Origin of the sequence: Kribbella sp. NPDC050124, assembly GCF_044460355.1 — a bacterium.
Lineage (GTDB): Bacteria > Actinomycetota > Actinomycetes > Propionibacteriales > Kribbellaceae > Kribbella.
Map to the genome: position 1 here is coordinate 37,427 of NZ_JBITJU010000030.1, position 25,382 is coordinate 62,808.

The window sequence follows — 25,382 nt, forward strand, 5'->3', positions numbered from 1 at the left end:
AAGAGTCTTCACGCGCCGCGGTCAAGAGGGGACAGGCCCCGCTGGTCGGCGATGTCGCTGAAAGCGTCCCGGATCGCAATCAGGGCCGGTCGCGCCTCCGCGCCGGCGCGTACGGCTGAGTAGACCTGTCTACGCTGTTGCCCGGGTAGTGGCAGGAGACGGCCCGTCGGGGTCCGGGACCCCCAGACGAGGTCGGGCAACAGCGCGATCGCGTGACCGGTCTCGACCAGGTGGACGTGCACGAGTAGGTCGGCGGACTCGAATCGGACCCGTGGTTCGAAGCCCGCCGTCCGGCACACAGCTTCCGCCCAGGCCCTGGCCGGTTTCCCCGTCGGCTCGAAGATCCAGTCGGCGTCGGCCAGACTGCTGAGCCGTCGTTCAGTTGACCGCTCGCGTGCCTCGGGAATGTAGATGCGCAACGGATCGCGAAAGAGTTCGGTGCGCGTGATCTCATTCGGTGGGGGATGGGCCATGCCCGGGTACTCCTCGCCGAGCACAAGGTCGAACTCCCGGGCCAGCAGGGACGCCGTACCTGCGTCTGGCTGGATCTCGGTCACATAGAGCGTCAGGGCGGGGTGCCGGACGCTGAGCAGTTCGAGGACGGCAGGGATCAGGGTGATCGTCGCCGTCTGGAAGATGCCGACCCGGACGTCGCCGGCGACTTCGGAGCGGCTTGCCGCGAGATCGGCCTCGGCTCGGTCGACCTGGGCGAGGATCTGCCGTGCGTGCTGGGCGAGGCCTTGCCCTGCGGAGGTCAGCCGAACGCCGCGTCCGACCGGCTCGAGCAGAGGTACGCCGGCTTCGGATTCGAGCAGCTTGAGTTGCTGGGACACGCTCGACGCGCTGTAGGAGAGCGCCTGCGCGACGTCGCTGATTCGGCCTCGTCGTTCCAGTTCGACCAGCAGCCGGAGTCGGTGAAGGTTGAGCATCGGCTCCTCCACTGTTCGGATTTCCCGAAGAGTATTCCAGCGAATCTGTTGCTTTACCGCAAGGTTGTCGCCGGGTGAGCATGAATGCACCGACGGGCCGCCGGGCGCTTCGAAGCCGTGGTCCACGAAGTGTGGCGGTGCGATCCCGCCGGTTGAGTCAGGAGTCCCTGTGGGCAAGCGCAGCGAGTTTCTGTTCCTTTCCGAGCCCGATTGCATCGCCGCGGGTGTTCTCGACGCGGCCCGGTGCGTCGACGTGTCGGAAGAGGTCTTCCGGCTCCTCGCCGACGGTGACTACCTGATGGGTGGCACCAACCACAACAGTCATGGCATCGGGCTGGTCTTTCCGGAGCGCTCACCGTTCCCCAACATGCCGGTCGCCGGGCCGGACCGTCGCTTCGTTGCCATGCCCGGGTATCTCGGCGGCAGGTTCGATGTCTGCGGCAACAAATGGTACGGCTCCAACCATGCGAACGCCGACAAGGGACTGCCGCGCTCGGTGCTGACGCTGATGCTGAACGACAAGGACACCGGCGAGCCGCTGTGCCTGATGTCGGCCAATCTCATCAGCTCGGCGCGTACCGGCGCAGTGCCTGCCGTTGCCGCGCGGCACCTGGCTCGGACCTCGGCGAGTTCGATCGCCGTTCTCGGCACCGGCGTCATCAACCGGGCCTGCCTGCGCGCCATCGCCACCCAGTTGCCAGGCCTCACGCGGGTGTACTGCTACGACCTCTTCGAAGCCGCCGCAGAGCGGTTCGCCGAGTGGGTACGGCAGGAACTCGGGCTGGAAGCAGTGGTCGAACTGGATCTTCCGGTGGCCCTGCAGGACGCCGAGGTGGTCACGGTGGCTGCCTCGCGCATCAAGCCCTTGACGATCCAGGAGTCCTGGTTGGCCCCAGGCGCGACGGTCCTGATCTCGGGACCGTTGGCTGCTGACGACGAGTTCTGGGCCAACACGCGGATCGTGCTCGACCACGTCCCTCTCCACGAGGCGTACGTCGAGGAGGCCGAGGCCGCGCCGGACAAGCAGGCGGCGTACAACGCCGTCATTGGCGGCCCGATCTATCGCCTGATCGACGACGGGCAGCTGCCTCCACTGAAGGACTTCGCCGACCTGGGGTCGGTGCTCGGCGGGCGCGCGGCCGGCCGGACCAGCGACGACGAGCGGATCGCATTCGTCGCCTGCGGCATGTCCGTGTTCGACGTCGCGTGGGGCTACGAGCTCTATCGCAGCGCCCACGCTGCGGGGCTCGGCCAGTCGCTTCTGCTCTGGGATTCCCCTCATGGCGACTGATCAGGAAATGGCTGTCCCAATGGTGACCGCGCCGACCATGGCGAAGATCCGCAACACGGACAGTCTCTTGCGGATCGGTGACACCGAGGCGCGTCAGATTGTCCTCAAGATCGCCGACGCGGTGCTACAGCGAATGGATGCCTACGAGCGCATCAAGAGCATCATGTCGCTCGATGGCGACGTACTGACTGTCGGAAGCAGGTCGTGGGATCTCTCGACCAAACGCAATGTCTACCTCGTTGGCGCAGGCAAGGCATGCAATCACATGGCAATGGCGGTCGACGAGATCCTGGGCGACCGGCTCACTCGCGGGATCGCGATCGTGAAGGTAGCTGAGGCCTCGGACCGCTTTCGCCGTACCGAGATCCACGTCGGCGGTCACCCCATTCCCAACCAGGCGGGGTACGACGCCTCTCGGGCAATCCTCGACCTGGCTGACAAAGCAGGTCCGGACGACCTGTTCATCGCAGTAATCTCCGGCGGGTCGTCGGCCCTGATGAACTGTCCTGTCGACGGGATCGACCTGCGGGACGAGATGGCGGCGACCGACGTCCTGTTGAAGAGTGGTGCGGGCATCTACGAGATCAATGCCATCCGGCGCCACATCTCGCAGACCAACGGTGGCCGGCTTGCTCAACGTATCGCCGCATCCGGGGCCGAGCTGATCGGGTTCGGGATCTCGGACGCCGTGGGAAACGCGCCGACGGACGACATCGGCGAGCCGTTCCCCGCGTATGCGTCGACGCCGATCGGTCCGGACAGGACCACGCTAGCTGATGCCCGCCGGGTCATCGACGAGTACGACCTGGCCGACCGGCTGCCGGCCTCCGTCGTCAGCTACCTGAAGAACGCCGGTCCGGAAAGCGAAACCCCAAAGGCATTTCCGGAGAACACCTATTACCTCATCAACACCCTCGCCGATTCGTCGATCTACGCCAAGGAAGTCGCTGAAGGCCTGGGACTTCCAGCTCTGATCGTGACCTCCTTCCTGGAGGGAGAGAGTCGCGATGCAGGTACGTTCCTGGCCTCCGTCGCGCGCGAGATCCAGGTGAACAACAATCCGATCGCCCCACCCTGCGTCCTGGTCGCCACGGGGGAAACCACGACGCAGATCGTCAACCCCCAAAGCATCGAAGGGCACGGCGGCCCTGGGCACGAGTTGGCAGCGGCCTTCGCCATCGGTGCCGCGAAGGTGACCGGTGCGGCCGCGCTGTCCATCGATACCGAGGGCACCGACGGAACAACGCCCGCAGCCGGTGCCGTAACGGATTCCACCAGCCTGGCGAGGGCGCGGGCGAACGGGGTCAGTCTCCACACCGCACTGCGAAGTCACGCGTCCCACGAGGCGTTGCTCGAGATCGGTGACGTCATCGACACCGGCAACACTGGCACCAATGTCTGCGATCTCAACCTCGTCTATGTGCCCGCACAGGTGGGCCCACTCCGATGAAGATCGCGTCGGTCACCGCACGGCAGCTCCTGGACTGCAAGGCTCGGCCTCTGGTCGAGGTTGAGATCCGCACTGACGGCGGACAGGTCAGTCGAGGATCGTCTCCGACCGGCAGCTCGGTCGGGGCGCATGAGGCCTTCGTCCTGCGCGACGGGGATCGACTGGAGTACAACGGGCTGAGCGTGCACCATGCCGTCGCTTCGGTGACTGACGAGATCGCACCGCTGCTGCTCGGCCGGACCCTCGATGACCTGGCGGCGCTCGACCGCCTGCTGATCGAATTGGACGGCACCCCGGACAAGAGCCGTCTCGGTGGCAACGCGATCTATTCGACGTCGATCGCGTTGTTGCGTGCCGCGGCGGCCGCGGCCGGCGAACCGACGTACAGGTACGTCACCGAGCTGGCCGGCCTGGCGCCTGTGTCCACGGTGCCGGTACCGAGCTTCAACGTGATCAACGGCGGCCGTTACGGCGACGTCGTGCAGCCGTTCAACGAGTTCATCGTCATGCCGTTTCGGGCGACTTCGATCCAGCAGGCGATCGAGTCCGCAGTCCGTCTGTTCGGCGTACTCGATGGCGTGCTGACCGAGTACCTCGGCCGGGCGCCGCAGGTTGCCTCGTCGTACGGTTTCGCCGCCCCGACGGGCGACCCTCGCCGCGTTCTCGAACTGATGTCCGAGGCCGTCGAGCGGGCCGGCCTGACTGACACGATGGCATTTGCGCTGGACTGTGCATCCAGTGAGATGTACGACGACCGCAGCGCGACGTACCACCTGCTCGGGAATCGGGTCAGCTCGGCGGAGCTCATCGACTACGCCCGCGAGCTCACATCGGCCTTCCCGCTCGTCTTCGTCGAAGATCTCCTGGACGAGGACGACTGGGAGGGCTATCCGGTTGCTGTGAGCACCATCAAGGACAGTCTGATCCTCGGAGACGACCTGATCGTGACCAACCGGGATCGGCTGGCGCGCGCTGTCGTGACCGGCGCGGTCGACGGTTTCGTTCTCAAGCCCAATCAGGTGGGGACAATTACCGAGGCGCTGGAGTGCTACACCTATGCCCGCGCCCACGGAGTGCACGCAGTACCCTCCGGGCGCTCCGGTGGCGTCGTCGACGATGTCGTGATGGACCTGTCGGTGGGGCTCGGGGTGCCCTTTCAGAAGAACGGCGCGCCGCGATCGGGGGAGCGGATCGAAAAGCTGAACTACCTCCTGCGGGTGTCGGAGCAGATCGCGGACTGCACGCTGGCCGATGTCCCCGCCATTGCGAAGTTTTCACGATGACCCCCGCAGACCCGGGCAAGACGTGTACCCAGGACACCAGGATCGGGCTCATCCACACTGCGGCGGTCGTCAACACGAGACCGTCCGGCGCTGATGAACTGGCCGGCCTGCGGAACACGCTGCGGGACCTGTGGCAGGTCACAGACCCGGGTGTGGCGGCCGGCGTCGCCGAGCAGTTGCTGGCCGAGGCCCGCGCCCGGCCACAGCTCGTCACGCATGACGGAGTCGGCTGGCATCTCCACATCTCCAGCCCTGACAAGGCGTGGCCGGCGTACCTTGCGATCGAGGCCGCGATGGGCGTGATCGATCTGATCCGCGGTGACGACCTCGACCGGTTGAAGCGGTGCGCGGCTCCTGGATGTGCCGCGGTCCTGGTCGACTTGTCCAGGAATCGCTCGAAGCGTTACTGCGCCAATGGCACTTGCGGCAACCGTGTCCATGTCGCTGCGTATCGCGCGCGTCGTCGTACGAGGCCCGCACGTTCGGCCACTTCGATCCGGGAGGAACACCCTTGACCGGTGCTCCGATGATGCGAACAGTGCAGCAACGACTTGTCTCACGTCCGCTGCCGGATGTCTTCGCCTCGGTGACGGCGCAGATCGCGGCGCTGAAGGGGACGCTGGACGTCCGGGCCGGCGCATCGATCGCCGTCGGCTGCAGCAGTCGCGGTATCGGCAACTACGCATCGATCGTCGGCGCGGTTGTGGCTGGTCTCAAGGAGCTGGGGCTGTCGCCGTTCTGCTTTCCCGCGATGGGCAGTCACGGGTCGGCAACGGCGGCCGGCCAGGCCAAAGTGCTGGCCCACGCCGGCATCAGCGAGGAGACGATGGGTTGCCCGGTTCGTTCATCGCTCGAGGTCGAGCTGCTCGGTGAGCTGCCCAACGGTATGCCCGTGGCCATGGACCGGCACGCCTTCGAGGCGGACGCCTTCGTCGTTGTGAACAGAGTCAAGCCGCACACCGAGTTCACTCATCCGTTCGAGTCCGGCCTGATGAAGATGATTGCCATCGGGATCGGCAAGGAGTTCGGAGCGACGGTGTACCACCGCTACTTTCTTCGAGACGGGTACGGCGCGACGATCTCGGCGATCGTCGACCGTGTCACGGCGTCACGTCCGCTGCTGTTCGGCGTCGGCATCGCAGAGGATGGCTTCGGCCAGACAGCCGAGGTCGAGGTCATGCCGTCGGCGACCATGCGCTTCTCCGAGGCCGAGATGCTGCGTCGCGTTCGCGCGATGCTGCCCAAGCTGCCCTTCGACGACATCGACGTACTGGTGATCGACGAGATGGGCAAGGACATCTCGGGTTCCGGCTTCGACACGAAGGTCGTCGGGCGGCTGTCGATGCCGTTGCTCGGCGCCGACCCCGACAAACCGAGGGTGAAACGGATCGTGGTCTGCGACCTGACCGACGCATCGGCCGGGAACGCCGACGGCGTGGGGATCGCGGACTTCATCACCGATCGGCTGTACTGCAAGATCGATCGGCAGGCCCTGTACGTCAACGCCCTCGCCGGTTCCGAGCCGGAGCATGCACGGATCCCGATGGTGCTGCCGACCGACCAGGCTGCGGTGGAGGCGGCAATCGCCACCATCGGTCCCGTCGATGCCGCCTCCTTGCGTCTGGTACGCATCGCGAACACGAAGGACCTTGCGACCATCGAGGTCAGCGCCGCACTGGCCGCCGAATGCGACGACGTTGAGGGTCTGACCTTGCTGGGCGAGCCATTCCCACTCGGCTACACCGATGGTGCGCTGGGGTCTCTGCGACGCTCGCGTACGACGGCTGGATAGCGCACCGTCAGCTGGTCTGCTCGCTGTCCCTGGCTTGGAGCAGTTCCAGGAGCTCCGCCGCGCTGCGCTGGATGTGCCGGCGGACTGCCGACGTGACGTCTCGCTGCCGATTGTCCAGGATCGCCTCGACGAGTTCCCGGTGGGTGCGCCGACTGCGTTCCTGGTCGTGCCGCACGACCACGTCCGTGCTCAGGGCCAGGTTGATCGGCGCGGACACGATCGGCCAGATTCGTTGCAGGATGACGTTGCCCGACGCGGCCCAGATCGTCCGATGGAGCTCCAAGTGGGCTTCGTTCTCGAGTGCGGGGTCCCCACTGAGCGCTGCCTGGTCGTAGACCTCCCAGGCCTCGCGAAGGCGCGCCCGGGCCGCTCCGTCCTCGTCGGCGGCGATGCTCTTGGCGGCCAGCGACTCGAGCGCCGTACGGACGATCGCGATGTCCGTGATGGTCGCCTCGTCGATCGTGGCGACGGTGACTCCCTTGTGGTCCTCCTGGACCAGCAGGCCTTCGTGGATCAGCTGATAGATGGCTTCGCGGACGGTGGGACGGCTGACCCCGAGATCGCGCGCGAGTCGCACTTCGGGGAGCCGCTCGCCAGGACGCAGCTGACCGGTCAGAACGGCGTTCCGCAGTTCTGTGAGGACGGCGTCACGACGGGTCACGCTTGCGATACGTGTCAGTCCTCGCGCCATACCTAGTCATCCCTCCGCGCTGCTGATTGTTTGGCAATGTGCAGATCATACTCAACTTCGGCCGAGCCGCCGGGCAGGTGTGCGACCCCTTGACAGCGATTTTGGCCGGACGTACCTTCGCAGATGCAGATTGTCATACAGTCAGCAGTCTGCGATGGGTACTGACCAGCTGATGAGGAGCGTTCGCATGGCGCCGAAACTGGAACTGACCGGCATCCTGCCGGCGATGATCACGCCGTTCACCGAAGGCGGTGTGAGCATTGACACCGCTGCGCTGACGAGCCAGGTCGAGCGCCTGATCGCTGCCGGCGTCGGCGGGCTGATCCCGGGTGGCTCGACGGGGGAGTTCACCGCGTTGTCCCGTGACGAGAGGAAGCTGCTGCATTCCACAGTGCTGGCCGCAGCTGCCGGACGAGTCCCGGTGGTGCCGCATACCGGTGCGGCTACTGCGGCCGAGGCGATCGAGCTGAGCCAGCACGCGGAGCAGCACGATGCCGCGGCGGTGATGGTCATTCCGCCGTACTACGACACGCTGTCCTTCGCGGAGTTGCACCGCTACTACTCTGATGTCGCGGGCAACATCTCCATCCCGGTGATGCTGTACCACATGCCCGCGGTCAGTGGTCAGGGCCTCACCCCGGCTCAGATCGGGGAGCTTGCCCTAATCCCTGGTGTTGCGGCGATGAAGGACTCCAGCGGGGATGCCGCCGCCTTGACGGAGCTGATCGAGAACTACGGAGACCGGATTCAGGTCTGCAACGGCTGGGACAGCCTGACCTTCTTCGGCCTGGCGGCCGGTGCCAAGGCGTCGGTCTGGGGTGCGGCGAACATCTTCCCTGAACTCGCGGTCGAGCTGTACGACGCGATGGCCGTGAAAGGCGACCTCGACACCGGCCGGGCGATCTGGTCGCGCATCTTTCCGCTCGTTGCTTTCCTCGAAGCCGAGTCCTACGGGCAGCGCGTCAAGGCTGCCGTGAACCTTCTCGGTGTTCCTGCTGGGGAGCCCAGGTTGCCGTTTCTGCCTGCGAGCGAGAGCGACGTGGCCGCTCTGCGGAAGCTGATGGACGAGGCCGGGCTGCTCTGATCGCCCTGGTTTCGCCGCCTTGTTCTTTCCCATCCGACCGAGCAGCAGGAGACGATCGCTGTGCAGTTCATCAACGGCAAGACCGCAGCAGGAACGGGGCCGGAGCAGCTTACCGTGCTGAACCCGGCGACGGGCGACGTGCTCGAGACCTACCCCGAGGCGTCCGCCGGCGATGTCGATGCAGCGGTGAACGCCGCGGCGGCGGCGTTCCCGGAGTGGTCGCGAGCGACGCCCGCAGATCGATCTGATGCCCTGCATCGGGCCGCCGCCTTGCTCCGTGAACGGTCTGCGGAGCTCGCGGACGCCGAGACCAGGCAGACCGGCAAGCCGATCAGGCTGTCCACCGAGTTCGACGTGCCTGGCACCATCGACAACTTCGAGTTCTTCGCCGGGGCGGCCCGGAATCTGGAGGGCAAAGCGGCCGGCGAGTACGTGCCGACTCACACCTCGCAGATCCGGCGTGAGCCGATCGGAGTCATCGGGTCGATCGCTCCGTGGAACTATCCCCTGCAGATGGCGGCGTGGAAGATCCTGCCCGCTATCGCGGCCGGTAACACCATTGTGGTCAAGCCGGCGGAGATCACGCCGCTGACCACGGTGGCCCTCGCCCAGGCTTGCCTCGACGCCGGTATCCCGGAAGGCGTCGTGAACGTCGTTACGGGGGCGGGCCCGTCTGTCGGCGAGGCTCTGGTCACGCATCCCGGTGTATCGATGGTGTCCTTCACCGGCTCCACGGCGGTGGGCACTCGAATCATGGGCCTGGTGGCGCCGGTGGCCAAGCGAGTACACCTGGAGCTCGGTGGCAAGGCACCCATGGTGGTCTTCGACGACGCCGATCTCGAGGGAGCGATTCGTGGTGCCGTCGCCGGCGCGTTGATCAACGGCGGCCAGGACTGCACGGCGGCGACCCGCGCGTATATCCAGCGTCCGCTGTTCGACGACTTCGTTCACGGCGTGGCGGATGTGATGTCGTCGGTGCGGATCGGTGACACGATGTCGATGGGGACGGATCTGGGATCCCTCATCTCGCTCCGGCAGCGCGAGCGGGTGGACGGATTCGTCCGTCGCGCCGAGGCGGAAGGTGCGAAGATCGAGGTCGGCGGTACCCAGCCGGCCGTGGGCTGGGACGGTACCGATCTCAGCCGCGGGGCCTACTACGCCCCGACGCTGATCACCAACGTCGACCAGCGCTCCGAAATCGTGCAGCACGAGATCTTCGGGCCGGTGCTCGTGGTGCTGCCGTTCGACGACGACACCGAGGGAATCCGGCTGGCCAACGACACCAGCTACGGGCTGGCGGCGTCGGCCTGGACCCGGGACCTGCAGCGTGGGCTGCGGGCAAGTCGTGAACTCCAGGCCGGGACCGTCTGGATCAACGATCACATCTCGCTGGCCAGCGAGATGCCGCACGGCGGTGTCAAGCAGTCGGGCTTCGGCAAGGACATGAGTACCTACGCCTTCGACGAGTACACGACGGTCAAGCACGTGATGGTGGACATCACCGGTGCGTCGCGCCGAGACTGGCACCGGACGATCTTCACCGACGACGGCGCGGCCAAGGCGCCGCGATGACGGCCGGGGTGAATGGTGTGGGCAAACTGACTCCGCTGGCACGCGAGCTGCTCGTCGAGCCCAACTTTGCCGTTGTCTCCACGGTGAACGCGGACGGCACCCCGCAGCAGTCGGTGGTGTGGGCCCGGGAACGCGATGGCGAGGTTGAGTTCTCCACGGTGGAAGGTCGGGCCAAGCACCGCAATCTCCTCCGGAACGACGTGGTGAGCGTCCTCGTCATCGACCGGCGCAACGGTTATCGCTACAGCGAGATCCGTGGCCGTGCCCGGTTCGAGACCCACGAGGCCAGCCGGTTGATCGAGGAGTTGTCCATCGACTACACCGGAGACGAATGGGTCGAGCATCAGTCGCGGCCGAGGGTGATCGTGATCGTGACCCCGACTCGCATCCACGACTATGAAGAGTGAGCGGAGATGACGGCTCGACAGTCGATCGCGACCATCGACGTCCATGCTGCGGGTGAACCCGGACGCGTTCTCATCGGTAGTCATCTTCTGGCGCGCGGATCGACGATGGCAGAGAAGCTGGAGTATGCCCAGCACGAGCTGGAATGGCTCCGCCGGCTCGTGCTACGGGAACCGCGTGGATATCCGGCGATGTGCGCGATCCTGGTGACGGCGCCGTGCGACCCGCGTGCCGACGTCGGCATCATCGTGCTCGAGCAGGCAGGCTTTCGCCCGATGTCGGGAAGCAACACGATGTGTACCGTCACCGCTTTGCTGGAGACCGGAATGCTGCCGGTCACCGGACACCAGCAGACTGTCGTCATCGACACTGCGGTCGGCCTCGTGGAGGCCACTGCGACGGTTGCCGACGGCAAGGTAACGGATGTTGCGATTCGCAACGTTCCGTCGTTTGTCGAGGTACTCGATCATCCTCTCGAGGTGCCCGAGCTCGGCACGCTGAGCGTGGACGTGGTCTTCGGTGGTCAGTTCTTCGTCCAGGCGCGCGCCGCCGACGCCGGTGTCAGCCTGGAACCGATCGCCGGCAAGTCGATCACTCGGGTAGGCGCGCTCATTCGAGCGGCTGCCCGGCAGCAGATTCCGGTCAAGCACCCCGACAATCCGAATATCTGCACGATCGATCTGGTCATGTTGCACGGCCCGAGCCCCAACCCCGGGGTGTCCGGGCGGAACGCCGTGATCTGCTGCAATGCCGAGGTCGATCTCGCTGACCCGGCGACCTGGACAGGAAGCGTCGACCGGTCCCCGTGCGGGACCGGCACCTGCGGGCGGATGGCAGCCAAGTACGCGCGTGGTGAGCTCGGGCTGGGGGAGTCGTTCGTGCACGAGAGTATCCTCGGCACATGCTTCACCGGCCATCTCACCGAACTGGTCGCGGACCATCCCAGGGACGCCGTCCGTCCGGTGATCAGCGGCCAGGCCTGGGTCAGCGGGACGGGACGGTTGCTGCTCGACGACTCCGACCCATTCCCGCAAGGGTACACCCTGGGCGACCTCTGGGCGCTGTAAACACACGTGTGCCCTCTCGCCTCGGGGGGAGAGGGCACACCTGCGGTCACCGGCCAGGAGCCTCCACGGCGAACAGGTGCCGCCCCATGGTCTCGAGAGTGGCCCCATGGCGGGCCACGTACTCGTCGCTTTGTCCGATGACGTGCGGCGTCGGTCCGTAGCCACACATGAGCTGCAGCCCTGCGAGAGGTGTCAGTCGCTCGAAGGCCTGAGGCCGATCTGCGCCGGCCTGAACAGTTGCGCCCGTCTCCGGAGGAATAACCCCGTGTGAGGCCTGTACGGCCAGTCGTACGAGGCGTGATGCCGCGGCCGAGGGACGAACGGTCAGTGCGCCCTCGCTGTGGCCTGGAGTGAAACTCAGGACGTCTTGGATGTCTTCGATGAACCAGTTCGCTGTCTCTCGCATCAGCTCACCGCGGGCCGGCTCGACGTCTTCCAGGAGAACGCGGGTGATTCCACGGTCGTGCAACGCATCGAGCACTGCCTCGGCGTTCGCGTCGACCACGACCTCCTTGTGCTCTGCCCACACGTCGAGCCAGCCGTGGTAAGCCCGCAGTTCGCCGACGTGAACGACGAAGTACCCGGGATATCGGTAGAACTCGTCACGCTCCGTACGCAGCAGTTCGTAGTACCTGCCAACTGCTGCCAGGAGCAGCGGCGCGGCTGCCAACGACCCGCCGGGCGTGTGGGTGACGATCGCGAGCCGATCGGCGGTCGTCAACCCCGGCAGTACGTCGTCGAGGGTGCCCGGCTTCCCGTCTGCAGTGACCTTGAACTCGTGGGGCCGCATGCTCCTGCTGGTGTGCATTCGCCGTCCTCTCAGGTGGTCGCGGTGCTCGTGCGAAGCGTTGTCACGGTGCGGATCTACCGCTGGTCACAGAAGTTGCCGAACCCTTGACAAGTCCCGTGGCGCGTCACAAGCTGCCTGCAGATTGTTTTACAGTCTGCACCCCGGAAGGTCCAGGTCAGTAGGAGATTTCCTTGAGCCTCCAGACGCATGACCCGCTGCTTCAGCCCTTCACGCTGAAGCACTTGACGCTGCGGAATCGGGTCGTCAGCACCTCGCACGAGCCGGCCTACGGCGAAGACGGACTGCCGACCGACCGCTACATCGCGTATCACGCCGAGAAGGCCAAGGGTGGTGTCGGCCTGACGATGTTCGGCGGATCGGCCGTCGTCTCACGCGACAGCGCGGCGGTCTTCGGCAACTTGACGGTCTACAAGGACGAGATCACTCCGTGGCTACGGCGTCTTGCCGACGAGGTCCACGCCCACGGCGCGGCAACCATGATGCAGCTGACCCATCTGGGTCGCCGTACGACGAACTACACCGGCGACTGGCTGCCGGCGATCTCGGCATCGCTGGTCCGTGAGCCCGCGCATCGCACCATTCCCAAGGCGGCCGAGCGATGGGATCTCGACCGGGTCGTGCGCGACTTCGCAGCGGCGGCGCAGCGCTGTCAGGAGGCGGGCCTCGACGGCATCGAGTTGTACATGGCAACGGGGCATCTGGTCGACAGCTTCCTGTCGCCGTTCACGAACCATCGCGACGACGAGCTCGGCGGGTCGCTGGAGAACCGCCTGGAGTTCCCCCGGCGGATCGTCCGGGCGGTCAGGGCGGCAGTCGGCCCGGACTTCATCGTCGGGATGAAGATGAGCATGGACGAGGCGTGCGAAAGTGGTCTTCAGGCTGATGAAGGTCTCGAAGCGGCGCGACGGCTGGCAGCTGAGGGTCTGGACTTCTACAGCGTGGTGAAGGGTTCGATCTTCACCGACCACGAGATGGCCAAGGTCATCCCGTCTATGGGCCAGCCGTCGGCACCGTTCCTCGACTTCGCCGCCCGCGTGAAGCGTGAGGTCGGGCTTCCGGTGATGCATGCCGGTCGCATCGGCGATGTCGCCACCGCCCGGTACGCGATCCGCGAAGGGTTGCTTGACCTGGTCGGCATGACGCGGGCGCAACTCGCCGATCCGTATCTGGTCCGCAAGATCGCTGCCGGCGAGGAAGATCGCATTCGGCCCTGCGTTGGCGCCAGTTATTGCTTGGACGCCATCTACGAAGACGGCAGCGCGAAGTGCATTCACAACGCAGCGACCGGTCGTGAGCGTCGGATGTTGCACGAGATCGCGCCCGCGGTAGGGCGTCATCGCCGCGCGGTCGTTGTCGGGGCCGGTCCCGCAGGGCTGGAGGCGGCGAGAGTACTGGGTGCTGCCGGGCATGAGGTGGTGGTCCTCGAAGCCAACGACCAGGCCGGGGGGCAGATCCTGCTGGCCAGCAAGTCTGTCCGTCGTCGAGACCTGATGGGCATCGTGGATTGGCGTTTGGCAGAGCTGCATCATCACAAGGTGGATCTGCGTCTGGGCGTCTTTGCCGAGCGTGCGGACGTGCTGGCCGAGGAGCCGGACCTCGTCATCGTTGCGACCGGTGGCCTCCCACGTCGCGGACTGCTGGGGCTGGGAGAGAACCTCGTCAAGGACACCTGGGACGTGATGGCCGGCGATGTACGCCTCAGCGGTGATGTCTTGGTGTTCGACGGCAATGGAGCGCATGCCGCACTCGATGCCGCCGAGTACGCCGCCACTCTCGGCGCCCGCGTCGAGGTGGTCACGCCCGAACGCAGCATCGGTCCCGATGTCGGGGCGATGAACATCGACCCGTACATGCGGGCCTTCGCCCAGCACGATGTGCGCCTTACTCCGGCTCTCTACCTCCGCTCGGTACGGCGCGGCGAGACAGGCCGGCTGGTCGCGACATTGTGGAGCGAGTACGCCGATCTCGAGTCCGAGCGCGTGGTCGACCACGTCATCGTGGAGGCCGGCACCAGCCCAGTCGACGAGCTGTACTTCGATCTCCTACCGGACTCGTCGAACCGCGGCGAAGTCGACCAGCAGGCACTCATCACTCTGCAGCCGCAGACCGTGCAGACGAATCCCGACGGAGAGTTCCAGCTCTTCCGCATTGGTGACGCCGTTACCAGTCGCAACATTCACGCAGCCATCTACGACGCCCAGCGTCTTTGCCAGCCGATTTGAGCACCGGAACCTGAACACCGGAATCCTGCGAGGTCCCCATGGAACGCGGCAACACCGGACAAGACAGCACCACCCGTAGCAGCAGGTCCGACGGTACTGGGGCCGCCGAACCTGCTGAAGCCCGAGCGTCGGAGCCTCCGATGATCTCGGTGCGCGAGCTGACCAAGATCTACATCCCACCTGGTGAGAAGAAGGCCAAACGCTGGCTGCGCAGGGCCGCCTCCGCGGACGAGCGGCGTCCGGCGGCGGACCAAGTGTCCTTCGACGTCAAGCGTGGCGAATTGTTCGTCATCATGGGCCTGTCCGGATCGGGGAAGTCGACCGTGCTGCGGATGCTGAATCGGCTGGTCGAGCCGACGTCCGGCGCGGTAGAGGTCGACGGCACCGATCTCGTTTCGGCTGCGCCACGTGACCTGCGCCGGATCCGGAACAGCACCATCAACATGGTGTTCCAGCACTTCGCGATCTTTCCGCATCGCACCGTGCTCGAGAACGCCGCCTACGGGCTGCAGGTCCGCGGTGTCGACGTCAAGGAGCGCACGGCTCGCGCCACCGCGGCTCTGGAACGGGTCGGTCTCGGCGACTGGTCGCATGTGCTTCCTTCCTCCCTTTCCGGCGGCATGCGGCAACGCGTCGGCCTCGCGCGGGCTCTCGCGACCGATGCCGAGGTCCTCCTCATGGACGAGCCGTACAGCGCCTTGGACCCACTCATCCGCCGCGACATGCAGGATCTGCTCCTCGAACTGCAGGAGCAGTTGCGCAAGACGATCGTGTTCGTCACCCATGACCTGAACGAGGCGATGCGCCTCGGTGACCGGATCATGGTGATGCGGGACGGAAAGGTCATCCAGGTCGGTACCGGATCAGAGATCCTGTCGTGCCCTGCCGACGACTACGTCGCCGATTTCGTGTCGGACGTGGATCGCTCGCGGGTGGTCACCGCCGAGACCGTGATGCAGGAACCACTCATCACCGTCGGTCCCGACCATCATCCCGCCGACGCGCTGGAGAAGGTCGCGAACGCCGAGGCGCACGGCGCGTACGTCGTGACCGGCGATGGCACGTTGGTGGGTGCGATCTCCGTCGAACGTCTCGCCACCGCCACCAAGTCGGGCGTCACGTCCTTGCAGGGACTGGATCTCACGGAGTTCAAGACGGTCGAGGAAGGCACGCGGCTCATGGACCTGATGCCGCTGGTCGGCACCTGCAGCGTCCCGCTGGGAGTCGTCGACAAGTCGCGACGACTGATCGGGGTCATTCCGCGTGCCGCGCTACTCAAGGCTCTGGCACATGAAGGGAGCACGAGCCATGCCTGACATCCCCGTCGGCAGCTGGGCCGAATCCGTGGTCAACTGGCTGCGCGAGTACTTCACGCCGATATTCGACGCGATCTCCCATGTGATGCTGTGGTTGATCGACATCGTTCTGGCTGCGCTGACAGCGCCACACCCCCTGGTTATCACAGCTCTTGCGGTCGCCCTGGCATGGTGGGAACGAGGGGTCGGCCTGGCCGTCTTCTCCCTCGCCGGGATGCTGCTTCTTCAGAGCATGGGCCTGTGGGACGAGTCGATGCAGAGTCTGGCCATCGTCCTCGTCGCGTCGCTGCTTGCCATTGCCGTGGGCATCCCAGGAGGTGTCCTCGCGGCGAAGAATCGGCATGCCAGCTCGATTCTGCGGCCGGCGCTCGACGCGATGCAGACCTTGCCGGCCTTCGTGTACCTGATCCCGGCGGTCTTCTTCTTCGGAATCGGTGTCGTACCGGCGGTGGTCGCGACCTTCATCTTCGCGATTCCGCCGGCCGTGCGGCTGACCGAGCTCGGCATCCGCCAGGTCGATCCGGAGATGGTGGAAGCATCGGCCGCGTTCGGCGCAGGCCCAATGCAGGCGCTTCGTCAGGTCCAGCTCCCGTTGGCCATCCCCTCCATCATGACCGGTGTGAACCAAGTGATCATGATGTCGCTGTCCATGGTGGTGATCGCGGGACTCGTCGGTGCTGGCGGCCTTGGTTCCACCGTCGTGACGGGCATCAGCCGCCTCGACATAGGGACTGGATTCGAAGGCGGCATCGCAGTGGTCTTCCTGGCCATGTACCTCGATCGGGTCACCGGCGCGTTCCCACGTGCCCGGAAACAGCCGAACAAACCACGTGAGGCCGCTGCGGTCAGCGAGCCTGAGATCGCAACGGCCCCGGTTCTGAGCAAGACAGCCTGACTGGCACACCAGGTCAGAGGCTTGCGAAATATCAACAATGCCGCCCAGTTCGCCACACATAGCCTGTCCCGCACTACAAGGAGACCAAGATGATCCGCAAGATGCTAACGGCGGCTGGTGCTGTCACCGCTCTGGCTCTTTCACTCGCCGCTTGCAGTGGTAATACCCAAAGCGCAAGTGGCGGCAACGGCGGCGACGGAGGTGACAAGCAGGTCACTATCGGTGTCGTCGCCTTCGATGAGTCGATTGCCTCCGGCTACCTGTGGAAGGAACTGCTGGAGAAGCAGGGCTACAAGGTCACTGTCGACACCCTCGACGTTGCTCCGGTTTACGCGGGAGTGGCCAACAACCAGATCGATTTCTCCCCCGCCTTGTCACAGACCTACCAATCCGACTATTGGAACCAGTTCAAGGACAAGTTCACGGAGCTGAGCTCCTGGTACGGGGGCGTCTCTCAGGCGGTCGCCGTCCCGAAGTCCCTCGGCATCACCTCGATGGACCAACTGGCGGGCAAGGCATCCGAGGTGGGGAATCAGATCGTAGGGATCGAATCCGGCTCCGGCCTGATGAGCGACCTGCACAAGAAGGCCGTGACCGCGTACGGGCTGCAAAAGCTGAAGATCATCGATGGCAGCACCCCTGCCATGCTCGCCACTCTCGACAAGGCAATGAAGGACAACAAGCCCGTGGCGGTCACCCTCTGGCAGCCGCATTGGGCTCTCAGCAAGTACCCGGTGATCATCCTGAAGGATCCGAAGGGTGTCTTCGGCGGTGAAGGCAGCCTCTCCCTCCTCAGCAGCAAGAAGTTCGAGTCCGACGATCCCAAGGTCGTGGCCCAACTGCGCAAGTTCAAGATGACCGCCGATCAGTTGCAGAGCCTGGAGCTCAAGATCAGCGAAGCTGGACAGGGCCACGAGCAGGATGCTGTCAAGGCCTGGATCCAGGACAATCAGTCGGTTGTGGACCAGTGGACCTCCGCGACCAGCTGAGCAAAGCATGTCGCGCCGGCAGTGAGTTCCAACGAAGGTTGAGAACGCACTGCCGGCGGCATCTCTCTCGGTCGCTCTCCGAATTTGATCAGCAATCGGGGCATTTCAGTCGAACGCATTGGCCGCTCTGCTGATTCACCACCAGGCACTGCTCGAGGCCCGCCGGCAGGGGATTGACTGCTGTCGCCAACTGAAGGCATCTCCCGCCAACGATGGAAGAGGAAGCGATGCAACAGGTTCGAGGCGTCGTCGCCCGTACGAAGGGTGCGCCGGTCAGCATCGAGACGATCAACGTACCCGACCCTGGACCCGCCGAGGCGCTCGTCAAGGTACAGGCCTGCGGCGTCTGCCACACCGATCTGCACTACCGGGAAGGCGGGATCAACGACGAGTTCCCGTTCCTGCTCGGTCATGAGGCGGCAGGCATAGTTGAAGCGGTCGGTGGCGACGTCACCGGCGTGGCTCCTGGCGATTTCGTTGTGCTGAACTGGCGGGCAGTTTGTGGGGACTGCCGGGCCTGTAAGCGCGGCGAGCTGCAGTATTGCTTCATCACTCACAACGCGACGCAGAAGATGACCCTCGACGACGGAACCGAGCTCTCGCCGGCCCTCGGGATCGGTGCGTTCGCAGAGAAGACACTCGTCGCGGCCGGTCAGTGCACGAAGGTGGATCCTGCGGCGCGGCCGGCGGCGGTTGGATTGCTTGGTTGTGGGGTCATGGCCGGCCTCGGCGCGGCGATCAACACCGGCGGGGCGACTCGCGGCAGGTCGGTGGCCGTCATCGGCTGCGGCGGTGTCGGCGTCGCCGCGGTGGCCGGTGCGGCTTTGGCCGGTGCCGCCCCGATCATCGCGGTCGACATCGACGCCAAGAAGCTCGAGGCGGCCCGCGGGCTCGGCGCCACTCACGTGGTCGACTCTTCCGTCAACGATCCGGTTGCCGAGATCAAGCGGATCTGCGCCGCAACGTACGACGGAGCAGAGGGCGCGGACGTGGTCATCGAGGCGGTGGGTCGTCCGGAGACGTGGAAACAGGGCTTCTACGCCCGCGACCTGGCCGGTGTGCTCGTCCTGGTTGGCGTCCCAACCCCGGACATGACGATGCCGAACCTGCCGTTGATCGATGTGTTCGGCCGGGGTGGAGCGCTGAAGTCCAGCTGGTACGGCGACTGCCTGCCGAACCGGGACTTCCCGACCCTCGTGGACCTGTACCGCCGGGGACGCCTGGACCTGGACGCGTTCGTCTCCGAGGAGATCGGGCTTGGCGACGTCGAGGCGGCGTTCGAGAAGATGCACCATGGCGACGTACTTCGCTCGGTGGTGATCCTGTGACCACGCGGGTGAATCACGCTGTCGTCGCGGGGACCTTCAGCCTGGACGGGGAGACCTTCGACGTCGAGAACAACATCTGGGTCGTCGGTGACGACACCGAGTGCGTGGTCATCGATGCCCCACACGACGTCGACGCGATCTTGGCGGTGGTGGGGGACAGAAGTGTGAGGGCGATCCTGTGTACGCACGCCCACGACGACCACGTCCGAGTGGCACCCGCGCTGCGCGAGAAGGTCCGGGCACCGATCCTGCTGCATCCTGCCGACCGCCCGCTGTGGGAACTCACCCACACCGACGAACTCTGGGACGCGGACCTGACCGACGGCCAGGAGATCTCTGTCGGCGGCACCACCCTGGTCGCCCTGCACACGCCCGGCCACGCACCCGGCGCCGTCTGCTTCCACGCACCGGAGTTGGGCTGCTTATTCACCGGCGACACCCTGTTCCAGGGCGGCCCCGGCGCCACTGGACGCTCCTACAGCGACGCCGAGCTACTCCTGAACTCCATCCGCACCAGACTGCTCACGCTCCCGAACAGCACTCTCCTGCATACCGGCCACGGCCCTGACACCTCCATCGGGATCGAACGAGCGACGCTGTCCTCGTCGTGACTCCGCACCCCGACCCGCGCCGATCGTCTGGACACCAAGTACTGCTCATGTAGGACTGGTCTCCCCGACCATGCGCGTGGGCCTTTCCTGTGTTCCGCGGGCTGCGCGGTTCGCGGGGACGACGGGGCACATGGATGGGTCGATTCACGACCGGAACGTGCGGCGATAGCTGGACGGCGACACGCCCAGGGCGGCACGCAGGTGTTGGCGCATCGAGGCGGCAGTGCCGAAGCCGCAGCAGCTGGCCACTTCGTCGACGGTGAGGTCGCTGTTCTCGAGCAGGTGACGGGCGCGGTCGACACGCTGTTGGATCAGCCACTGACCGGAGGTGACTCCAACCTCCTCGCGAAAGCGGCGGGTGAACGTGCGGACGCTCATCGCCTGACGGGCCGCGAGGTCGTTGAGCGTGAGCGGCTGGTCGAGGTGCTCAAGGGCCCAGGCCCGGGCGTCGGCAGTGGAGGTCGCGGCCGGCTCTGAGACCGGCTGGTCGACGTACTGGGCCTGGCCGCCATCGCGCCACGGCGGGACGAGGCAGCGGCGGTTGGCTGACGGTCGGTGCGGGGTCTGCGTGCCGCGCGCCCGCTGCGATCTCGTGCTGATCTGCACTCCTTGTGACGTCATGGAGCCATCTCAGCGAACGCTCAAACTCGTCTGACTGAGCCCTTGCGCACTCGTGATGTTGGTGTCACGATCGTCGACAATCGACAAAATGGACCGAGTTGATGCGGGCGCCGACCGGCGCCGCGGGGGCTGCCCGGCTCGGCGAGACGACTGCGGGTTGGCTGGGTTCCAGCCACGCTTCGTGAGGGAGCAGACATGAACAGTGACGAATCCGCTGTCCCGACGGATGCGGACGCCAAGCGTTCCGCGAGCGCGGCCGAGCCGACGTGGGACCCCGGCATCGACGAGGACATCGAGCTGCTCCGCAAGCTCGGTTACAAGCAGGAGCTGAATCGGGCACTCGGCCTGTTCTCCAGCTTCGGCGTGCAGTTCAGCTCCATCGCCATCGCCTCGGCGCTCTTCACGACCTTGATCGTCGGCCTGGGCTTCTTCGGGCCGGCCTCGTTCTGGTCGTACGCGATCGGTGGCGCCGCGCAGGTGTTCCTGGTCGGCCTGGCTGTCGGTGAACTGGTGTCGGCCTACCCGCTCTCGGGCGGTGTTTACCAGATCATCACCAGGATCACGCGGATCCGCTGGTTGGCATGGCAGAGCGGCTGGTGGTTGGTGATCGCTCACACGGTGGCGACCGCCGCCGTGGCGGTGAGTCTGGTGCCGTTCCTCGCCAACTGGTTCGGTTTCGGGGACCTTAGCGGCTTCCAGACATCGCTGTTCGCTCTGGCGCTGGTTGTGTTCGTCACGATCGTGAACCTGGCTGGGGTGAAGGCGGCAGCGTTGCTGAACAACGTCGGCGTTGTCGCGGAGATCGTCGGTGCGGTGCTGATCATCGGTGCTTTGCTGGTCGTCAAGCACGACACCCAGCCGCTGTCGATCCTGAGCAACACCGGCGGTACGACGACCGGTGGGTGGGTTCAGCCACTCCTTTTCGCCATGATCCTGCCCGCGTACCTGATCTCGAGTTTTGATGCCACCGGCAACGCAGCCGAAGAAACCAAGAACGCGGCCAAGACTGCCCCGATGGGTACGTTCCTGGCCAACACGCTGGCATATGTCGTTGGGCTGGTCTTCATGTTCTTGGCCATCCGGGCGATCCCCGATGTTGACAGGATCATGACCAGCGAGACACCGATGAAGGACATTCTCGACTCCGCCGTCGGACGTACGGTCACCAGCCTCTTCGAGGTCATCGCGATCGTCGCGCTACTGGCGACGATGGCCATGCTCCAGCTGACCGGTGTGCGGGTCGTGTGGTCCCAGGCACGCGACGGCCAGTTGCCAGCGGCAACATGGCTGCGGAAGGTGAGCAGTAACCGGATCCCGGTCAACGCCACTTTCGTCTGCGCGGCCCTGTCGATCGTGTTCGTCTTCTGGTCATCAGCCCTGTCGGTACTGGCCGCTCTGACGGCGTTGGCCTGGGCGCTGGCGTACGGCGTGGTGGTCACGGCGGGTCTGCGGGCGGTAGTCAGGAAGCAGTTGCCGACGCACCCATGGCGGCTGGGCCCCGCGTCGATTCCGGTTTTTGCCGGCGCCGTGCTGTGGTCCGTCCTGCTGTGCGTCCTGCTGGTCTGGTCCGACTGGAAGAACGTCGGTCTGGGCATGGTCGGTGCCATCGCCGTCGGCTGGGTGCTCTACCTGCTGATCCCGGCGTCGCGGCGCGGCAAGATCTCTGGGGTCGACCACTCGAGCGAGCTCCAGCAGTGAATCGGCGTCTGCCGGCGTCGGACCTAGGGCCTGTTTCATAAGTGGGTTCGGACCTGGGGCTGGGTGGGCTGTTGGGTCGGTTGGGTGGCGTGTTGGTGTGCTGGATGTGGCGAGGTCTCCGGTAGATGGTTCAGCGACCAAGCAGAACCTGAATACCGGAGACCTCGTGGCCAGCGTATCGGTGGCGGGGCGGGCGGATCTGACCGACGGGCAGTGGACCCGGTTGGTTCCGTTGCTGCCTCGCGGTAAGAAGGCGGGCCGCCCGCCGAAGTGGACGAAACGGCAGTTGGTCGATGGCATCCGGTGGCGGACCCGGACGGGCACGCCGTGGCGGGATGTGCCCGAACGTTATGGGTGCTGGCAGACGATCTACGGGCTGTTCCGGCGCTGGCAGCGTGCGGGGGTGTGGGCGTTCATCGTGAAGATGTTGCAGGCGTTCGCCGATGCCGCCGGGGCGATCGTGTGGGATGTCAGCGTGGATTCCACCATCGCCCGGGCCCACCAGCACGCTGCGGGTGCCCGCCGCGACGGTGATCTGCAGGCCGAACCACCCGGTGGCCTCGAGGACGAGCCGGCCGATCACGCGCTTGGTCGTTCCCGGGGCGGATGGACCACCAAGACCCACCTGGCCTGCGAGCAGGGCCGCAAGGTCTTGTCGGTGGTGATCACCGCCGGGCAGCGCGGTGACAGCCCACAGTTCACCACCGTGCTTGACGCCATCGCGGTGCCACGGCTGGGTCCGGGCCGGCCACGGACCCGCCCGGACGCCGTGCTGGCCGATAAGGCCTACAGCTCGGCCGGCAACCGCGCCTGGCTGCGCCGGCGCGGCATCAAGACCACCATTCCCGTCAAAGCCGACCAGGCCGCCAACCGGGCCAACAAGGGCTCCGCCGGCGGCCGCCCACCGGCCTTCGACACCGAGCACTACAAGCAACGTCACGCCGTCGAGTGCGGCATCAACCAGCTCAAGCAAAACCGGGCCGTGGCAACCCGATACGACAAACTCGCCGTCCGCTACCAAGCCACCGTCCGCATCGCCACCATCAACCAATGGCTCCAAGCCACCGCAGACTTATGAAACAGGGCCTAGGGCGACGCCGGCAGACGTCCTTCATTCCTTGGGTAGTGTGAGCCGCAACGAGAGCCCGTCGTGCGGGCCGAGCGTCACGCTGAAGCTCTGGAGGTCGTCGACCTCGCCCAGCGGCTCGGCGTCGAACATGTTCGTTATCGTGGAACCAGGAACGAGGTGCTCCGACTGGATGGTCCCGGTCACCTCCTCCTGGGCGAAGTTGAGCACAGTCACCTGTTGCGTCGCCCGATCAGGAATCTCGTGGACCATCACCAGCATCCCCTTGTGGGACACCGGCGGTACGTCGATCTGGTTGGCCGTCGGAAGGTGGCAGGCCTCCCGGATCTGCAGGATTCGCCGCAGGCCGGAGGTGAACGAGTCTGGGTCGGCCAACTGCTGCGGCAGCGTGCCGTACAAGCTGCGTCCGCGCGCCATGCCCTGGAAGGTCGTGTCGCCCTCGTACCCCATCAGGTCGTAGGCGGCTCGATGAATCCAGCGCGTGTCCCCGCCGGCGATCAGCTCGGCGACCTCGGCCCTGTCCAGCGTGAGCATTCCGCACAGATCCCAGCCTGACAGCGCGAAGACGCCCGGCTGCAGAGCGTTGAACATCGCCAGCAGGAGGTGGGCTTTCTTGATCTTTTGTACCGCCTCGTCGTCGATCTGCGCGTAGTCGCTGATCCCGAGCGATGCTGCGATCACGCTCGCCGTGGTCGATGCGATGCCGTTGGTGGTGAAGATCGCGTTGTACGGCGCCGACGGGCCGGTGAGCGTCGCGACGAGATCGGCCCGGATCTTCTCTGCGAGTGCCCCACCCTCGATCGGCTCGCCCTGATACGCGAACACCTCTTCCTTGTGGAGCGTGGCGAAATGGACGAGCTCATACGTCAGTTCGTCATGGTTCTGCAGGGCGTGGACCAACTTGAGGGGCGCGACGCCCTGCTTGAGTGAAGCGTTCAGCGTCAGCCGGAGGAACTCCGTGTCCTGCGTGGCGAGCGCGTGATGGTAGGCCGGTCGGTTGATGAAGTCGTACGAGAGGTCAGCGCCGGCTTCGGAGGTGATGCGGATGTCGTCGATGGTGAGGTTCAGCTCTTGGAACGTGAATCCGCCGACCTTGCGCACCATGCTTGCGATCAGGTGGTTCGCGGCTTCGGACAGCGGGTGCCCCTCTGACCAGGCAGGCAGGCCCTCCGCACTCTTCTCGACGCCGAGAAAGCCGTTCGCGTCCAGACGAAGGGCACCGGAGCCCAGGTCGCCCAGGGTGTGCAGGGCGTCGCCGATCACGAGGCGCATCCCGGCGAACGAAGGGTCGAGCCAGTTGATGGACGGCTGTCCCTCCTTGAAATAGTGCAGATATACCCAGCGCCGGGATACACCGTCCGGACCGACTACCGCCCGGGTGGTGCTCCAGTTGGTGTCCTTGACTCCAGGATCGTGGAAGATCACCCGTTGGAGCTGCCCGATGATGTGGCCGGCTTTGGTCAGGGCGTCCTCCGCCTCGGCGGTCAGGTTGACCGAGTCACGTCCTTCGGGCACATCGGGCAGCAGGTACCAGTCCTCTTCCGGGATCTCCACCATGTGATAAATGCCGGGGTAGTCGCCGACGTTCATCTCGGCGAGCCGGAAGTCCGGTCCCTTCCCGGTGTGACCTGGCACGATGTCGTCGATGATCGTGCCGCCGTGTTCGCCTGCGATCTCGCACATGCTCCGGAAGTCGTCTTCGGTACCGAAGATGCTGTCGATCTGGGTACTGATCCGGTCGAAGTGCCCGTCGACGCTCGGGGTGGGTTCCCAGCCGCGGAGACCGCCCGCGCGCTTCACCGGGCCGGTGTGAATCGCGCGGATGCCGATCTGCTCGAACACGCTCCACAAGCCGGGATCGGCGAGCGTACCCAGGAAGGACCGGCCGTTCTTGGTCACAAGGGACAGGGGATAGGCGGTGAACCAGACGGGCGCCGTCTCGATGGCCATGATCGGATCGGGATTGGCATAGGGGTTCTGCCACATGCTGCCCTGGCCCGAGAGTTGCGCGGCGATCGTGATCGCGTCCTGCAGCATCGACTCGCGTTGCAGCCAGGCTACGTAGAAGGGGTTCGTCCCGACCGGATCGCCGGTCAGTTCCTCCGCGTGCGTCGGGCTGCCCTGCGAGCGCAGCCGGGCCCGCGGGCGCAGGGCTTTCGGGCGCGCCGGATAGAACTGCTCGGAGTATGTGATCTCGCTCGGCTCGCGCTCCACGTTGGCGTCGTCCTCAGTCATACCTT

22 protein-coding genes are annotated in these 25,382 nt (G+C 65.6%); 17 read left to right on the plus strand and 5 right to left on the minus strand.

Annotation, left to right across the window (positions count from 1 at the left end; translation table 11 throughout):
* Positions 1-8: 8 nt before the first annotated feature.
* Positions 9-929 (minus strand): LysR substrate-binding domain-containing protein, encoded by a 921-nt coding sequence (locus ACIBL3_RS41175; protein WP_396359428.1) that lies wholly within the window; start codon positions 927-929, stop codon positions 9-11.
* Here ACIBL3_RS41175 and ACIBL3_RS41180 point away from each other — a divergent pair.
* From ACIBL3_RS41180 to ACIBL3_RS41200, 5 genes are read left to right on the plus strand one after another with little or no spacing between them, the layout of a single operon-like run.
* Positions 922-2,220, plus strand: coding sequence for a tyramine oxidase subunit B (locus tag ACIBL3_RS41180; protein ID WP_396359429.1), 1,299 nt, complete (start codon positions 922-924; stop codon positions 2,218-2,220). The two genes, ACIBL3_RS41175 and ACIBL3_RS41180, sit on opposite strands and share 8 nt — an antisense overlap.
* Entirely contained in the window at positions 2,210-3,670 is a 1,461-nt protein-coding gene (locus tag ACIBL3_RS41185) for a glycerate kinase (protein WP_396359430.1), read from the plus strand. Before ACIBL3_RS41180 ends, ACIBL3_RS41185 begins: the two co-directional genes overlap by 11 nt.
* On the plus strand, positions 3,667-4,953 hold the full coding sequence (locus ACIBL3_RS41190; RefSeq protein WP_396359431.1) for an enolase C-terminal domain-like protein: 1,287 nt from the start codon (positions 3,667-3,669) through the stop codon (positions 4,951-4,953). Before ACIBL3_RS41185 ends, ACIBL3_RS41190 begins: the two co-directional genes overlap by 4 nt.
* Positions 4,950-5,468, plus strand: coding sequence for a CGNR zinc finger domain-containing protein (locus tag ACIBL3_RS41195; protein ID WP_396359432.1), 519 nt, complete (start codon positions 4,950-4,952; stop codon positions 5,466-5,468). The genes ACIBL3_RS41190 and ACIBL3_RS41195 overlap by 4 nt, the downstream gene beginning before the upstream one ends.
* 11 nt (positions 5,469-5,479) lie before the next feature.
* Positions 5,480-6,745, plus strand: a complete 1,266-nt coding sequence (locus ACIBL3_RS41200) for a lactate racemase domain-containing protein (protein ID WP_396359433.1) — start codon at positions 5,480-5,482, stop codon at positions 6,743-6,745.
* A gap of 7 nt (positions 6,746-6,752) precedes the next feature.
* Here the strand turns inward: ACIBL3_RS41200 and ACIBL3_RS41205 are convergent, their stop codons facing one another.
* Positions 6,753-7,406, minus strand: a complete 654-nt coding sequence (locus tag ACIBL3_RS41205; RefSeq protein WP_396359434.1) for a GntR family transcriptional regulator — start codon at positions 7,404-7,406, stop codon at positions 6,753-6,755.
* 217 nt (positions 7,407-7,623) lie between these two features.
* Between ACIBL3_RS41205 and ACIBL3_RS41210 the strand changes: the two genes are divergently transcribed.
* Genes ACIBL3_RS41210 through ACIBL3_RS41225 form a run of 4 tightly spaced genes read left to right on the plus strand, consistent with a single transcriptional unit; the run spans position 7,624 to position 11,564 of the window.
* Entirely contained in the window at positions 7,624-8,520 is an 897-nt protein-coding gene (locus tag ACIBL3_RS41210) for a dihydrodipicolinate synthase family protein (protein ID WP_396359435.1), read from the plus strand.
* Positions 8,521-8,580: 60 nt separating this feature from the next.
* Positions 8,581-10,092 carry a gamma-aminobutyraldehyde dehydrogenase gene (locus ACIBL3_RS41215; RefSeq protein WP_396359436.1) on the plus strand — a complete coding sequence of 504 codons (1,512 nt, stop codon included), beginning with the start codon at positions 8,581-8,583 and terminating at the stop codon, positions 10,090-10,092.
* Positions 10,089-10,499 (plus strand): TIGR03618 family F420-dependent PPOX class oxidoreductase, encoded by a 411-nt coding sequence (locus tag ACIBL3_RS41220; RefSeq protein ID WP_396359437.1) that lies wholly within the window; start codon positions 10,089-10,091, stop codon positions 10,497-10,499. Before ACIBL3_RS41215 ends, ACIBL3_RS41220 begins: the two co-directional genes overlap by 4 nt.
* 6 nt (positions 10,500-10,505) lie before the next feature.
* Positions 10,506-11,564, plus strand: a complete 1,059-nt coding sequence (locus ACIBL3_RS41225) for a proline racemase family protein (protein ID WP_396359438.1) — start codon at positions 10,506-10,508, stop codon at positions 11,562-11,564.
* Positions 11,565-11,610: 46 nt separating this feature from the next.
* Here the strand turns inward: ACIBL3_RS41225 and ACIBL3_RS41230 are convergent, their stop codons facing one another.
* Positions 11,611-12,372, minus strand: coding sequence for a hypothetical protein (locus ACIBL3_RS41230; protein WP_396359439.1), 762 nt, complete (start codon positions 12,370-12,372; stop codon positions 11,611-11,613).
* A gap of 173 nt (positions 12,373-12,545) precedes the next feature.
* On the opposite strand from ACIBL3_RS41230, the gene ACIBL3_RS41235 reads away from it, so the two are divergent.
* From ACIBL3_RS41235 to ACIBL3_RS41260, 6 genes are all read left to right on the plus strand, one after another.
* Positions 12,546-14,597: an FAD-dependent oxidoreductase gene (locus ACIBL3_RS41235; RefSeq protein WP_396359440.1), complete on the plus strand. Its 2,052-nt coding sequence runs from the start codon at positions 12,546-12,548 to the stop codon at positions 14,595-14,597.
* A 140-nt stretch (positions 14,598-14,737) separates the two neighbouring features.
* A complete protein-coding gene (locus tag ACIBL3_RS41240; protein WP_396359441.1) occupies positions 14,738-15,913 on the plus strand; it encodes a glycine betaine/L-proline ABC transporter ATP-binding protein in 1,176 nt (391 codons plus the stop codon).
* Complete coding sequence (locus tag ACIBL3_RS41245) at positions 15,906-16,808, plus strand: ABC transporter permease (protein ID WP_396359442.1); 903 nt, start codon at positions 15,906-15,908, stop codon at positions 16,806-16,808. Before ACIBL3_RS41240 ends, ACIBL3_RS41245 begins: the two co-directional genes overlap by 8 nt.
* A gap of 89 nt (positions 16,809-16,897) precedes the next feature.
* Positions 16,898-17,797, plus strand: a complete 900-nt coding sequence (locus ACIBL3_RS41250) for a glycine betaine ABC transporter substrate-binding protein (RefSeq protein ID WP_396359443.1) — start codon at positions 16,898-16,900, stop codon at positions 17,795-17,797.
* A 227-nt stretch (positions 17,798-18,024) separates the two neighbouring features.
* Positions 18,025-19,125 carry an S-(hydroxymethyl)mycothiol dehydrogenase gene (locus tag ACIBL3_RS41255; protein WP_396359444.1) on the plus strand — a complete coding sequence of 367 codons (1,101 nt, stop codon included), beginning with the start codon at positions 18,025-18,027 and terminating at the stop codon, positions 19,123-19,125.
* Complete coding sequence (locus ACIBL3_RS41260; RefSeq protein WP_396359445.1) at positions 19,122-19,736, plus strand: MBL fold metallo-hydrolase; 615 nt, start codon at positions 19,122-19,124, stop codon at positions 19,734-19,736. Before ACIBL3_RS41255 ends, ACIBL3_RS41260 begins: the two co-directional genes overlap by 4 nt.
* A 144-nt stretch (positions 19,737-19,880) precedes the next feature.
* Here ACIBL3_RS41260 and ACIBL3_RS41265 read toward each other — a convergent pair whose 3' ends face one another.
* Positions 19,881-20,357, minus strand: a complete 477-nt coding sequence (locus ACIBL3_RS41265) for a GlxA family transcriptional regulator (RefSeq protein ID WP_396359446.1) — start codon at positions 20,355-20,357, stop codon at positions 19,881-19,883.
* A 195-nt stretch (positions 20,358-20,552) separates the two neighbouring features.
* Here ACIBL3_RS41265 and ACIBL3_RS41270 point away from each other — a divergent pair, with 195 nt between their 5' ends.
* Both ACIBL3_RS41270 and ACIBL3_RS41275 read left to right on the plus strand, forming a co-directional pair.
* Positions 20,553-22,055 carry an APC family permease gene (locus ACIBL3_RS41270; protein WP_396359447.1) on the plus strand — a complete coding sequence of 501 codons (1,503 nt, stop codon included), beginning with the start codon at positions 20,553-20,555 and terminating at the stop codon, positions 22,053-22,055.
* A 148-nt stretch (positions 22,056-22,203) separates the two neighbouring features.
* Positions 22,204-23,133, plus strand: a complete 930-nt coding sequence (locus tag ACIBL3_RS41275) for an IS5 family transposase (RefSeq protein WP_396359485.1) — start codon at positions 22,204-22,206, stop codon at positions 23,131-23,133.
* A gap of 33 nt (positions 23,134-23,166) precedes the next feature.
* On the opposite strand, the gene treS is transcribed toward ACIBL3_RS41275, so the two are convergent.
* Positions 23,167-25,377, minus strand: coding sequence for a maltose alpha-D-glucosyltransferase (gene treS, locus ACIBL3_RS41280; RefSeq protein WP_396359448.1), 2,211 nt, complete (start codon positions 25,375-25,377; stop codon positions 23,167-23,169).
* Positions 25,378-25,382 lie beyond the last annotated feature (5 nt).